Raw genomic sequence first — 12219 nt, 5'->3', positions numbered from 1 at the left:
CCCATCGGGAGCGGCACGGACGGTAGGAGCCAGATCACCACTGGCCAGGATCCCAACCACCGCAACCAGCCGGTGCGGTGCTCAGCACCCTGACACTGACGCGGACGGTAGCGCCCGGCGGCGCCTCCCACCGCTCCTGCCGTCACGCCAGCAGCAGCCAGAGCGCGGCGGCGACGCCCGCCGTCGCCGTGAGCGCGCGGAACGTGTCGACCCGCACCAGCCGCCGGTGCACCGCCGCGTCCCAGCCGCGGTCCAGCCGCCGGTGCTGCGGCACCGCACCCAGCGCGGTCAGCTCCAGCGCGAGGGCCAGGCACGCCGCCGAGGCGAGGACGGCGAGCAGCGGCGTCCCCTCCGGGCGGTCGACCAGCAGCCACAGCGTGGTGACCGCCTGCCCGAGGAACAGCGGACCGACCACCCGCGTGATCCGCCGCTGGTGGCGGTGCTCGAAGGCGGGGAACGCCTCGGGCGGCACCAGGGCCATCTGCGGGTACACCAGGACGCGCACGGTCCACTGGAACCCGGCGTAGGCGGCCGCCAGGGCGAGGTGCACGGCGAGCAGCGTCATGGCGCCCGCCGGGCCGGCTCACCGAGGACGGGCCCGCGAGCACGGGCCGGCGACCGGCCCCTCACGCGGCCAGCAGCCGGGGCAGGGCGGTGCCGATCGGCTCCCGGACGACGAGGGACGCGATCGCGTCGTAGGGCGTCGGCTCGGCGTTGACGATCACGACCCTCGCCCCGCTGCCCGCCGCCACGTCGGTGAGACCGGCGGCCGGGTGCACCCCCAGCGAGGTGCCGACGGCGAGGAAGACGTCGCAGTCGGCCGCCGCCGCAGCCGCCGCGTCGAGCACCGCGGCGTCGAGGGCCTGACCGAAGCTGACCGTGGCCGTCTTGAGGATGCCGCCGCAGACCAGGCAGGCCGGGTCGGGCTCGCCGGCGTCGACCCGGGCCAGCGCGTCGGCCGTCGTCGTCCGGTCACCGCAGGACAGGCACTCCACCTCGTGTACCGTGCCGTGCAGCTCCAGGACGACGCCCGGCGAGGAGCCGGCCGCCTGGTGCAGCCCGTCGACGTTCTGGGTGACCAGTGCCCGCAACCGCCCCTGCCGCTCCAGGTCGACCAGGGCGCGGTGCCCGGCGTTCGGCCGCACGTCGCCGATCCCCAGCTCCCGGCGCATCAGCCAGGCCCGGCTGCGGATGCCGGGGTCGGACACGTAGTAGGACAGCGTCACCAGCTTCTCGGCGTCCGGGTCGCGGGTCCAGACACCGTTCGGGCCGCGGTAGTCCGGGATGCCGCTGTCGGTGGAGACGCCCGCACCGGTGAGCACGGTGATCCGGGAGGCGTCGGCCAGCCAGCCGGGGACGGCTCCAGGGCCGGTCGGAGGGGCGGCGTCGGTCACGGCGTCCACCGTAGGAGCCCCCGGCGTGGGCGACCTCACGAGTGAGGCAAGGGTCGCCTCACCTGCGCAGCCGCCCGCGCGGGCTGGGATGATCGGGGGTGGCAACGAGCGCGGCGGTACCGCCGCGACGGACCGGCGAGGGGTAGGCGCATAGACGTGGCGAGCAAGGACAGCTTCGGGGCACGGGCGACGCTGAGCGTCGACGGCACCGATTACGACATCTACCGGCTCGATGCGGTGGAGGGCGCCGACAAGCTGCCCTTCAGCCTCAAGGTCCTGCTCGAGAACCTGCTGCGCACCGAGGACGGCGCGGACATCACCGCCGACCACATCCGGACGCTGGCGAACTGGGACCCCTCGGCCGAGCCGAGCGAGGAGATCCAGTTCACCCCCGCCCGCGTGGTCATGCAGGACTTCACCGGCGTCCCCTGCATCGTCGACCTGGCCACCATGCGCGAGGCCATGGCCGAGATCGGCGGCGACCCCGACAAGATCAACCCGCTCGCCCCGGCCGAGCTGGTCATCGACCACTCCGTCATCGCCGACGTGTTCGGGACCCCGGACTCGTTCGAGCGCAACGTCGAGATCGAGTACCAGCGCAACGGCGAGCGCTACCAGTTCCTGCGCTGGGGCCAGGGCGCCTTCGACGACTTCAAGGTCGTCCCCCCGGGCATGGGCATCGTCCACCAGGTCAACATCGAGCACCTGGCCCGCGTGGTGTTCCCCCGGCAGGAGGGCGACCGCGTGGTCGCCTACCCCGACACCTGCGTCGGCACCGACTCGCACACCACCATGGTCAACGGCCTGGGCGTGCTCGGCTGGGGCGTCGGCGGCATCGAGGCCGAGGCCGCGATGCTCGGCCAGCCGGTCTCGATGCTCATCCCGCGGGTCGTCGGCTTCAAGCTGACCGGCGAGCTGCCGGAGGGCTCCACCGCCACCGACCTCGTGCTGACCATCACCGAGATGCTGCGGCGCCACGGCGTCGTCGGGAAGTTCGTCGAGTTCTACGGCGAGGGCGTGTCCGCGGTGCCGCTGGCCAATCGCGCCACCATCGGCAACATGAGCCCGGAGTTCGGCTCGACCGCGGCGATGTTCCCCATCGACGAGGAGACCATCACCTACCTGCGGCTGACCGGCCGCAGCGACGCGCAGGTCGCGCTGGTCGAGGCCTACGCCAAGGAGCAGGGTCTCTGGCACGACCCGTCGCGCGAGCCGGCCTTCTCCGAGTACCTGGAGCTGGACCTCGCCACCGTCGTCCCCTCGATCGCCGGCCCGAAGCGGCCGCAGGACCGGGTGGCGCTGTCCGACGCCAAGGCCGCCTTCCGCGAGGTGCTGCCGACCTACGCCCCGATCGACGAGATCCAGAAGGACGACGACGACGCGCCCCGGGACGCCGCCTCCAACGTCGACGAGTCCGTCGAGGAGACCTTCCCGGCGTCCGACCCGGCCAGCCCCTTCGCCTCCGGCAACGGCGAGGCCGGCAAGCCGCACACCGTCGTCCCCGACCGCGTGCCGGACCGCCCCTCCAAGCCGACCCGCGTGGTCATGGAGGACGGCACCGAGACCTACGTGGACAACGGCCACGTGGTCATCGCCGCGATCACCTCCTGCACCAACACGTCCAACCCGCAGGTCATGATCGGCGCGGGCCTGCTGGCCAAGAAGGCCGTCGAGGCGGGCCTGACCAGCAAGCCCTGGGTGAAGACGACGATGGCCCCGGGCTCCAAGGTCGTCACCGACTACTACGAGAAGTCGGGCCTGACCCCGTACCTGGAGAAGCTCGGCTTCTTCCTCGTCGGCTACGGCTGCACCACCTGCATCGGCAACTCCGGCCCGCTGCCGGAGCCGGTGTCGGCCGCGGTCAACGAGGCCGACCTCGCCGTCGTCTCGGTGCTCTCGGGCAACCGGAACTTCGAGGGCCGGATCAACCCCGACGTCAAGATGAACTACCTGGCGTCGCCGCCGCTGGTCATCGCCTACGCGCTGGCCGGGACGATGGACCTGGACCTGACCACCGAGCCGCTGGGCAAGGGCTCCGACGGGCAGGACGTCTACCTGCGCGACATCTGGCCCTCGCCGCAGGAGGTGCAGCGCACGATCGATCAGGCCGTCTCCGCCGAGCAGTTCGGCCGCAGCTACGCCGACGTCTTCGCCGGCACCGAGCAGTGGCAGAACCTGCCGACGCCGACCGGTCGCACCTTCGACTGGGACGCCGAGAGCACCTACGTCCGCCGTCCTCCGTACTTCGAGGGCATGCCGGCCGAGCCGGAGCCGGTGCAGGACATCTCCGGAGCCCGCACGCTGGCCGTGCTCGGCGACTCGGTGACCACCGACCACATCTCGCCGGCCGGCTCGATCAAGGCCGACAGCCCGGCCGGGAAGTACCTGTCCGAGCACGGCGTCGAGCGGCGCGACTTCAACTCCTACGGCTCCCGCCGCGGGAACCACGAGGTCATGATCCGCGGCACCTTCGCCAACATCCGGCTGCGCAACCAGCTGGTGCCCGACACCGAGGGCGGCGTCACCCGGAACCACCTCACCGGCGAGACGACGACGATCTACGACGCCTCGGTCGCCTACGCCGACGCCGGCATCCCGCTGGTCGTGCTGGCCGGCAAGGAGTACGGCTCGGGCTCGTCGCGCGACTGGGCGGCCAAGGGCACGGCGCTGCTGGGTGTCAAGGCGGTCATCGCCGAGAGCTACGAGCGGATCCACCGCTCCAACCTCATCGGCATGGGCGTGCTGCCGCTGCAGTTCCCCGAGGGCCAGGACCGCGAGTCGCTCGGTCTCACCGGCGACGAGGAGTTCTCGATCACCGGGATCACCGAGCTGAACGAGGGCCGCACCCCGCGGACGGTCAAGGTCCGCGCGGGCGACGTCGAGTTCGACGCCCGCGTCCGGATCGACACCCCCGGCGAGGCGGGCTATTACCGCAACGGCGGGATCATGCAGTACGTCCTCCGCTCGCTGCGGCAGGGCTGAGCGCGTGGACCTGGGCCTGGGCGGCCGCGGCTACCTGCTCACCGGCGCGAGCCGGGGGCTGGGGTTCGCGGCCGCCCGGGCCCTCGTCGACGACGGGGCCCGGGTGCTGGTCAGCTCCCGGACGCCGGAGGCGGTCGCCCGCGCCGCCGAGTCGCTGGGTGGCGCACCCGGCGCCTTCGGGACGGCGGCCGACCTCGCCGATCCGGACGCGGCCGGACGGCTGGTCGCCGAGGGCCGCGAGCGGCTGGGCCGGCTCGACGGCGCGCTGATCAGCGTCGGCGGGCCGGCGCCGGGCACGGTGCTCGACACCAGTGAGGACGACTGGCGGGCGGCGATCGACTCCGTCCTGCTCGGCACGCTGCGCCTGGTCCGAGCGCTCGTGCCCGCCCTCGGCGAGGGCAGCGCGGTCGGGCTGGTGCTCTCCACCTCGGTGCGCGAGCCGATCGCGCACCTGGCGATCTCCAACGGCCTGCGCCCGGGCCTGGCGATGACCGCGAAGTCGCTGGCCACCGAGCTGGGTCCGCGCGGCATCCGGGTGTTCGGCCTGCTGCCCGGCCGGATCGCCACCGACCGGATCGTCGAGATCGACAACCGCAGCGGCGACCCGGAGGCCACCCGCCGGGCGGCCGAGGCGGGGATCCCGCTGCGCCGCTACGGCGACCCCGCGGAGTTCGGCCGGGTCGCGGCCTTCTGCCTCTCCCCCGCCGCGTCCTACCTGACCGGCGTGATGCTGCCCGTCGACGGCGGCCTGCTCTCCGGCCTGTGAGCGGCTCCACGGCCCCTCCGGGCGGCCCCGTGCTCGTCGCGTGCGCGCACGGCACCCGCAACCCCGCCGGCCGGCGGCTGGTCGCCGAGCTCGCGCTGGCCGCCCGCGACCTGCGACCAGGCCTGGACACCACGGCCGCGTTCGTCGACGTCCAGCCGCCGACGGTGGCCGACGTCGTCGCAGGACTGGCCGCCGAGGGGCGGGCCGCGGTCGTCGTGCCGCTGCTGCTGTCCGGCGGCTACCACGTGCACGTCGACATCGCCGCCGCCGTCGAGGGCCGCACCGGCGTGGTGGCCGCCCGGCCGCTGGGGCCGGACCCGCGGCTGGTCGAGGTGCTCACCGACCGCCTGCTCGCCGCCGGTGCCGACCCGCGGGACCCGCTCACCGCGGTCGTGCTGGCCGCCGCCGGCTCGAGCGACCCCCGCGCCGTCGCCGACGTCGAGGGCACCGCCGACCTGCTCCAGCGGTCCTGGGCCGGCCCGGTGACGACCGGCTACGGCTCCGCCGCCCAGCCGCCGGTCCCCGACGCGGTCACCGCCGCCCGCCGGGCCGGCGCCGAGCGCGTCGTCGTGGCCGCCTACCTGCTCGCCCCCGGGCACTTCGCCGGCAAGCTGGCCGCGGCGGGCGCGGACGCGGTGACCGCTCCCCTGCTGCCCGACCCGCGCCTGGCCGCGGTCCTGCTCGACCGGTACGACGCCGCACGCGCCTGACCGGTCGCCCCGCTGCCCCGCGCACGGCCGGGATCGGCTGGCTAGCGTGGAGGCGTGCTGCGCCACTCCCGGGTCGTCGTCCCCGCCGTCCTCGCCGCCGGCCTGCTGCTGGGCGGGTGCAGTGAGGAGGTCGACGGGACCGCCAGCCCGGCCACCACCGCGTCCCCGACCGCCTCCCCGCCCACCTCCCCGGCGCCGAGCCCGACCTCGAGCCCGACCGCCTCACCCGGCGGGGAGTTCGCCGAGTTCTGCACCGAGGGCGAGGAGCTGTTCGGCGAGGCCGGTGAGGCGCTGACCGAGGCCGAGGGCATGGGGGTCGAGGCCCTGGTCGACGCGCTGGACCAGACCGTGGCCGCCTTCGACGCCCTCGAGGCACCGGACGAGATCGCCGAGGACTGGCAGGCGTCGCGGGACGGGTTCGTCGAGGTGCGGGACGCCGTCGCGGCCATCGACCCGGCGGCGCCCGACGCCGAGCAGCAGGCCCTGGAGGTCATCGCGCAGGCCGAGACCACCGTGGGGCCCGCGTTCGAGCGGGTCAGCACCTGGATCGACCAGAACTGCCCGGAGGCCTGACGCGATCGGCGCCCGGGGTGCAGGATCGCCCCGTGAGCTCCTACCCGCAGGCGATCGTGCCCGTCGGGCACGTCGAGCCAGTGCCCCGCCGGATCCGCGCCGAGCTGGCCGGACGGGTCGTCCTCGACACCACCCGGGCCCGCTACGGCTGGGAGTGGCCGCCGTACCCGCAGTTCCACGTGCCGGTCGAGGACGTCGACCCCGCCGTCCTGGTCGACGAGCGGGAGGACGAGGACCGGCCGCTCGGACCCGCCCGCCGGCACGGCCCGCGCGCCGGCGGCACCGACCGGCCCTCCGCCGGCTGGTGCTACACCGACGGGCCGCTGGCGGGGTACGTGCGCTTCGAGTGGTCGGCGCTGGACGCCTGGTTCGAGGAGGACGAGGAGGTCTTCGTCCACCCGCGCAACCCCTTCGCCCGGGTCGACGCCCTGCGGTCCTCGCGGCGGGTCCGGGTCGAGCTCGACGGGGTCGTGCTGGCCGAGTCGTCGTCCCCGGTCCTGCTGTTCGAGACCGGCCTGCCCACGCGGTACTACCTGCCCCGGACCGACGTCCGCTCCGCGCACCTGGTCCCCAGCGCCACCCGCACCGAGTGCCCGTACAAGGGGCGCACCAGCGGCTACTGGTCGGTGGCCGGCGGGCCGGCCGACGTGGCCTGGAGCTACGACTTCCCGGCCGCCGCCGTGCTGCCGATCGCCGGGCTGGTCGCCTTCCTCGACGAGGCGGTGGACGTCGTCCTGGACGGCGTGGCGCAGGAGCGGCCGGTGACGCACTTCTCCCGCTGACGTGCGAGGGGCGTGCGAGCATGGGGTCGGGCCCGATCGGCCCCCGGACGAGCGGCGCCGTACCCGGACAGCGACAAGACGGCGACCTCGATGGAGGCTGTCGTGTCCTGGATCGTCCTCGTCCTGTCCGGGGTCCTCGAGTCGGTGTGGGCCACCGCGCTGGGCCGCTCGGCGGGGCTCACCCGGCTGTGGCCCTCGGTCGTCTTCGCCGTCGCGCTGGTGCTCAGCATGGCCGGCCTCGCCTACGCGCTGCGCGAACTGCCGACCGGCACCGCCTACGCCGTGTGGGTGGGCATCGGCGCCGGGCTCACCGTCCTGATCGGCATGCTGGCCGGTGACGAGCCGGCCACCGCCCTGCGGCTGCTGCTGGTGGCCGGAATCATCGGCTGCGTCATCGGGCTCAAGGTGCTGCACTGAGCCCGTGGTCGGGCCCGACGGCGACCGGCCGCCGGGGGTCGGCCGACCACTGCGACCACGAGCCCGGCCACAGCGCGGCCTCGACGCCAGCGACGGCCAGGGCGGCGACCTCGTGCGCGGCGTGCACCCCCGAGCCGCAGTACACCCCGACCTCGGCGCCGGGCACCGCCCCCAGTGCCGCGAAGCGTACGCTCAGTACAGCGGCTGCACCGAACGTCCCGTCGGCTTGCAGTCCGGCCGTCGCCGGTGCGCTGCGCGCCCCCGGCACGTGCCCGGCGCGTGCATCCACCGGCTCGACCTCGCCGCGGTAGCGCTCGGCGGCGCGGGCGTCGAGCAGGACGCCGCCGCGCTCGGGCAGCGTGGCCGCCTCGTCGGCGGTGAGCGTCGGCATCCCACCACCGGTCAGGACGACGTCCCCGGCCGGCGGGACGACGTCGCCGGACTCCACCGGCCCGCCGGCGGCCCGCCAGGCGGAGAGCCCGCCGTCCAGCAGCCGGACGTCGGCCAGCCCGCCCCAGCGCAGGAGCCACCAGGCGCGCGCCGCGGCGAGGCCACTGCTGTCGTCGTAGGCGACGACCCGGTCACCCGCGTGGACGCCCCACCGGCGGGCGGCCGACTGCAGCCGCTGCACCGACGGCAGCGGGTGCCGGCCGGCCTCGGCCGACGGGGGACCGGCCAGCTCGGTGTCGAGGTCGACGAAGACGGCACCGGGCAGGTGCCCCTCGAGGTAGCGCTCCCGGCCGCGGTCGTCCCCGAGCGCCCACCGGACGTCGAGCAGCACGACCGACGGCGGCGCGGCGAGCAGCTCCGCCGCCGTCACGAGGACGGCCTCCCGGCTCACCGGACGGCGAGCAGCCCGCGCAGCTCGGTCGTCAGCGCCTCGCGGGCTGCCGGCTTGCCCGCGAAGGCGACCGGGGTGATCTGGAACAGCGAGATCTTCCACCGGTCGCTGCCCTCCTCGACCGCGACCAGCGTCTGCTGGCAGTGCAGCACGGGGTCGAGGTCCTCCTCGCCGGGCGGGATGACCCCGGCGTGGGCCAGCAGCACGGCGACACCCGGGGCGACCTGGCGCACGGACCGGACCAGCCCCACGTAGGTCGCCGTCGGGTGGCTGCCGAAGACCCGGCGAAGCTCCGAGGCGATGGACAGTCGCCCGCTGGTGTGGGTGCCGTCGTAGCCGACGATGTCCCCGTCGTCGGCGAAGGTGGACGCGACGGCCGCGCCACTCCGCCGGTTCCACGCCTCGAGGAACGCGGTGTACAGGGCGCGGATCTGCGCGTCCTGCGGATGGGCTGAAGTCAACGATTCCCCCTTGGTGCGGATGGGACAGGAGGAACGGTAGTGGTCAGGCGGCGCCGACCGTTCGACGCTCGCCGTCGGCGAACTGGGTCCGGTACAGCTCCGCGTACCGGCCGCCGAGCGCCAGCAACTCCTCGTGAGTGCCCGACTCCGCGATGCGACCGTCGTCGATGACGAGGATCTGGTCGGCGCTGCGGATGGTCGACAGCCGGTGCGCGATCACCAGCGACGTGCGGCCGGCCAGCGCGGTGTCGAGGGCGTGCTGCACGGCCACCTCCGACTCGCTGTCCAGATGGGCGGTCGCCTCGTCGAGGATGACGATCCCCGGGGCCTTGAGCAGCACGCGGGCGATGGCCAGCCGCTGCTTCTCCCCGCCGGACAGCCGGTGGCCGCGGTCACCGACCACGGTGTCCAGCCCGTCGGGCAGGGACCCCACCAGCGCGGCGATCCGGGCACCGGTCAGCGCGTTCCACAGCTGCTCGTCGGTCGCATCGGGGCGGGCGTAGAGCAGGTTGGCCCGGATGGTGTCGTGGAACAGGTGCGCGTCCTGGCTCACCACCCCGATCGCATCGCGCAGCGAGTCCAGCGTCGCCTGCCGGACGTCGACGCCGCCCACGCGCACGGCGCCCTCGGTGACGTCGTACAGCCGCGGCACGAGGTTGGCGATGGTCGACTTGCCGGCGCCCGAGTGGCCGACCAGCGCCACCAGCTGCCCGGGCTCCACCCGGAAGGAGATGTCGTGCAGCACCGCGGTCGGCCCGCCGTGCTCCGGCAGCGAGACCTCCTCCAGCGACGGCAGCGAGACGTCGGAGGCGGCCGGGTAGCTGAAGGACACGCGGTCGAACTCGACCGACCGGTCGGCGGCCGGGACCGGCACGGCGTCGGGCGCCTGCCGGATCATCGGGGGGAGGTCCAGCACCTCGAAGACCCGGTCGAAGCTCACCATCGCGCTCATGACGTCGACGCGGACGTTCGACAGCGCCGTCAGCGGGCCGTAGAGCCGGGAGAGCAGCAGCGCCAGCGCCACGACGTCACCCGGGCTCAGCGAACCCTCGAAGGCCAGCACGCCGCCGAGGCCGTAGACGAGGGCGGTGGCCAGCGCCGCCACGAGGGTCAGCGCGGTGAAGAAGGTGCGGCCGTACATCGCCGACAGGACGCCGATGTCGCGGACGCGTGCCGCCCGGCCGCGGAAGCCCTCGGCCTCGACCCCGGGACGGCCGAACAGCTTGACCAGCAGGGCGCCGGCCACGTTGAACCGCTCGGTCATGGTCGCGTTCATCGACGCGTTGAGCCCGTAGGACTCCCGCGTGATCTCCTGCAGCCGCCGCCCGATCCGCCGGGCGGGCAGCACGAACAGCGGCACCAGCACCAGCGACAGCAGGGTGATCTGCCAGGACAGCGTGAACATCACGGCGGCGGTCAGCACCAGGCCGATGACGTTGGAGACGACACCGGACAGCGTCGAGGTGAACGCCTGCTGGGCGCCGATCACGTCGTTGTTCAGCCGGCTGACCAGCGCGCCGGTCTGGGTGCGGGTGAAGAACGCGACCGGCATCCGCTGCACGTGCTCGAACACCCGCGAGCGCAGGTCGTAGATGACGCCCTCGCCGATCCGCGCGGAGTACCACCGGGTGGCCAGCGAGATGGCGGCGTCGAGCACCGCCAGGCCGGCGATGAGCAGGGCGATGCGGACGATGTCCCCGGCCGTGCCCTCCAGCGAGGCGATCCGGTTGACGATCCGGCCGGCCAGCAGGGGCGTGACGACGCCGATGACCGACGAGCCGATGACCAGCAGCAGGAACCAGGACAGCTCGCGGCGGTAGGGCCGGGCGATGCCGAGCACCCGCCGCACGGTGCCCTTCGGCAGTTCCCGCGCGGTCACCGACGGATCGCGCCTGAACGAGCGCATCGCCGCCATGGAGGTCATGGTGTTCACGGCTGGACCTCCTTCTGTCTCGGTACCGGGCAACGGCGCCCGGGGACCGGGGATTCCTCCCGGAGGTCCATCCCGGAGCGGACGACCGCCGGAGCTCCTACCCGCCGAGCGCCGCGGCCAGCTCGGTCAGCCGCCGCACCTGGGCCGCCCGCTCGGCCGCGTCCTGCGCGGCCGGGTCGTTGCGGACGGCGGAGCGGACCAGGGCCGCGGTCTCGCGGACGGCGCCGGCGGGGGGCGCGGTCAGCGCCGCCACCAACTGCGCCACCGCCGCGTCGAGCTCCTCGCGCGGCACCACCGCGTTCGCCAGCCCCAGCGACAGCGCCTCCGCGGCCGGTACCGGGCGGCCGGTCACGCAGATCTCCAGCGCCCGCGAGTAGCCGACCAGCTCGGTCAGCGTGCTCGTGCCGGTGAGGTCGGGGACCAGCCCCAGCGTGACCTCGGCCAGCCGCAGGCTCGCGTCGTCGGTGAGCACCCGCAGGTCGCAGGCCAGCGCCAGCTGCGCTCCGGCGCCGATGGCGTGCCCCTGCACCGCGGCCACCGAGACGATCCCGGGCGAGCGCAGCCAGCGGAAGCCGGCCTGGTAGCCGCGGATCCGCTCCTGCGCCGGCTCCGCCGGCATCCGCCCGAGCTCTCCCAGCCCGCCGGAGGTCGAGGGGTCGGCGCTGAACAGGCTGCGGTCCAGTCCGGCGGAGAAGGACCGGCCCTCGCCGCGGAGGACGACCACGCGCACGTCGTCGTCCAGCGACGCACCGACAGCGGCCAGCGCTTCCCAGGTGGCCGGCGTCTGGGCGTTGAGCTGCTCGGGGCGGTCCAGGGTCACGGTGAGGACGGCGCCCTCGCGCGCCGTCCGCACCCACCCGTCGGCGATCCCGGAGGTCACGCCTCCTTCTTGCTGTTGCGGTTCGCTCCCCCACGGCTGCGCAGGTTCGCACCGGACTCCGACAGGAGCCGGTGGACGAAGCCGTAGGAGCGGTTGGTCGAGCTGGCCAGCGACCGGATGCTCTCCCCCCCGTCGTAGCGCTTGCGCAGCTCGTCGGCGAGCGTGGTCCGGTCACCGCCGGTGATGCGCTTGCCCTTGCCGAGGTCCGCCGTGCTCGAGTCGGCCATGACTCCCCTCCGTCAGCAGCCCCCGTGCCCGGGACGCCTCGCGGCCCCGGCCCGGGACGGCTGCTCGTCCCCTTGGCGCCGCCGTCCCGCTGACCACGGCCTCCCGCGACACATGATCACCCAGCCACTGCGAGCGCGCGCGGCGAGCGGGGCCCCGCAGCGCGGCTCGGCCCGTGTCGGAGTGCCGGAGGGCCCGTTTTCTGCGGGGCGGCCCCGCGGTCAGGGCACCCACTCCCGGTCGGGGAGGGCCTGG

At 74.5% G+C, this 12219-nt stretch carries 13 protein-coding genes and 1 riboswitch; of the genes, 6 read left to right on the top strand and 7 right to left on the bottom strand.

Annotated elements, in window-relative coordinates; all coding sequences use genetic code 11:
- Nucleotides 1-142: 142 nt before the first annotated feature.
- Nucleotides 143-565 carry a DUF1772 domain-containing protein gene (locus ACK586_RS24500; RefSeq protein WP_409333141.1) on the bottom strand — a complete coding sequence of 141 codons (423 nt, stop codon included), beginning with the start codon at nucleotides 563-565 and terminating at the stop codon, nucleotides 143-145.
- A gap of 61 nt (nucleotides 566-626) precedes the next feature.
- Nucleotides 627-1394 carry an SIR2 family NAD-dependent protein deacylase gene (locus ACK586_RS24495; RefSeq protein WP_409333140.1) on the bottom strand — a complete coding sequence of 256 codons (768 nt, stop codon included), beginning with the start codon at nucleotides 1392-1394 and terminating at the stop codon, nucleotides 627-629.
- A 156-nt stretch (nucleotides 1395-1550) separates the two neighbouring features.
- Here ACK586_RS24495 and ACK586_RS24490 point away from each other — a divergent pair, with 156 nt between their 5' ends.
- The 6 genes from ACK586_RS24490 to ACK586_RS24465 all read left to right on the top strand — a co-directional run bounded on the left by ACK586_RS24490 (nucleotide 1551) and on the right by ACK586_RS24465 (nucleotide 7624).
- A complete protein-coding gene (locus ACK586_RS24490; RefSeq protein WP_409333139.1) occupies nucleotides 1551-4376 on the top strand; it encodes an aconitate hydratase in 2826 nt (941 codons plus the stop codon).
- Nucleotides 4377-4380: 4 nt separating this feature from the next.
- Nucleotides 4381-5142, top strand: a complete 762-nt coding sequence (locus ACK586_RS24485; RefSeq protein WP_409333138.1) for an SDR family oxidoreductase — start codon at nucleotides 4381-4383, stop codon at nucleotides 5140-5142.
- The gene (locus ACK586_RS24480; RefSeq protein WP_409333137.1) at nucleotides 5139-5852 is read left to right on the top strand and encodes a sirohydrochlorin chelatase; all 714 of its coding nucleotides are present in this window, start codon (nucleotides 5139-5141) and stop codon (nucleotides 5850-5852) included. The genes ACK586_RS24485 and ACK586_RS24480 overlap by 4 nt, the downstream gene beginning before the upstream one ends.
- A gap of 54 nt (nucleotides 5853-5906) precedes the next feature.
- A complete protein-coding gene (locus tag ACK586_RS24475; protein ID WP_409333136.1) occupies nucleotides 5907-6425 on the top strand; it encodes a hypothetical protein in 519 nt (172 codons plus the stop codon).
- Between the two features lie 32 nt (nucleotides 6426-6457).
- Nucleotides 6458-7207: a DUF427 domain-containing protein gene (locus ACK586_RS24470; protein WP_409333135.1), complete on the top strand. Its 750-nt coding sequence runs from the start codon at nucleotides 6458-6460 to the stop codon at nucleotides 7205-7207.
- A gap of 23 nt (nucleotides 7208-7230) precedes the next feature.
- Nucleotides 7231-7295, top strand: a riboswitch (guanidine-III (ykkC-III) riboswitch).
- Between the two features lie 14 nt (nucleotides 7296-7309).
- The gene (locus ACK586_RS24465; protein ID WP_409333134.1) at nucleotides 7310-7624 is read left to right on the top strand and encodes a DMT family transporter; all 315 of its coding nucleotides are present in this window, start codon (nucleotides 7310-7312) and stop codon (nucleotides 7622-7624) included.
- Here the strand turns inward: ACK586_RS24465 and ACK586_RS24460 are convergent.
- The 5 genes from ACK586_RS24460 to ACK586_RS24440 form a co-directional block, all read right to left on the bottom strand.
- Nucleotides 7608-8465: a sulfurtransferase gene (locus ACK586_RS24460; RefSeq protein WP_409333133.1), complete on the bottom strand. Its 858-nt coding sequence runs from the start codon at nucleotides 8463-8465 to the stop codon at nucleotides 7608-7610. The two genes, ACK586_RS24465 and ACK586_RS24460, sit on opposite strands and share 17 nt — an antisense overlap.
- A complete protein-coding gene (locus ACK586_RS24455; RefSeq protein WP_409333132.1) occupies nucleotides 8462-8926 on the bottom strand; it encodes an SgcJ/EcaC family oxidoreductase in 465 nt (154 codons plus the stop codon). The genes ACK586_RS24460 and ACK586_RS24455 overlap by 4 nt, the downstream gene beginning before the upstream one ends.
- A 43-nt stretch (nucleotides 8927-8969) precedes the next feature.
- Nucleotides 8970-10850 (bottom strand): ABC transporter ATP-binding protein, encoded by a 1881-nt coding sequence (locus tag ACK586_RS24450; protein ID WP_409333142.1) that lies wholly within the window; start codon nucleotides 10848-10850, stop codon nucleotides 8970-8972.
- A gap of 106 nt (nucleotides 10851-10956) precedes the next feature.
- On the bottom strand, nucleotides 10957-11739 hold the full coding sequence (locus ACK586_RS24445) for an enoyl-CoA hydratase/isomerase family protein (protein ID WP_409333131.1): 783 nt from the start codon (nucleotides 11737-11739) through the stop codon (nucleotides 10957-10959).
- Nucleotides 11736-11966: a helix-turn-helix domain-containing protein gene (locus ACK586_RS24440; protein WP_409333130.1), complete on the bottom strand. Its 231-nt coding sequence runs from the start codon at nucleotides 11964-11966 to the stop codon at nucleotides 11736-11738. Before ACK586_RS24440 ends, ACK586_RS24445 begins: the two co-directional genes overlap by 4 nt.
- Between the last annotated feature and the right edge of the window lie 253 nt (nucleotides 11967-12219).

The organism is Trujillonella humicola (genome assembly GCF_046233715.1).
Classification (GTDB): domain Bacteria; phylum Actinomycetota; class Actinomycetes; order Mycobacteriales; family Geodermatophilaceae; genus Trujillonella; species Trujillonella humicola.
This window is presented reverse-complemented; position numbering and strand designations above follow the sequence as displayed.

Coding starts and splice junctions, on each gene's coding strand:
- ACK586_RS24500 (WP_409333141.1), bottom strand. CDS start 565: ATGACGCTGCTCGCCGTGCACCTCGCCCTGGCGGCCGCCTACGCCGGG.
- ACK586_RS24450 (WP_409333142.1), bottom strand. CDS start 10,850: ATGACCTCCATGGCGGCGATGCGCTCGTTCAGGCGCGATCCGTCGGTG.
- ACK586_RS24440 (WP_409333130.1), bottom strand. CDS start 11,966: ATGGCCGACTCGAGCACGGCGGACCTCGGCAAGGGCAAGCGCATCACC.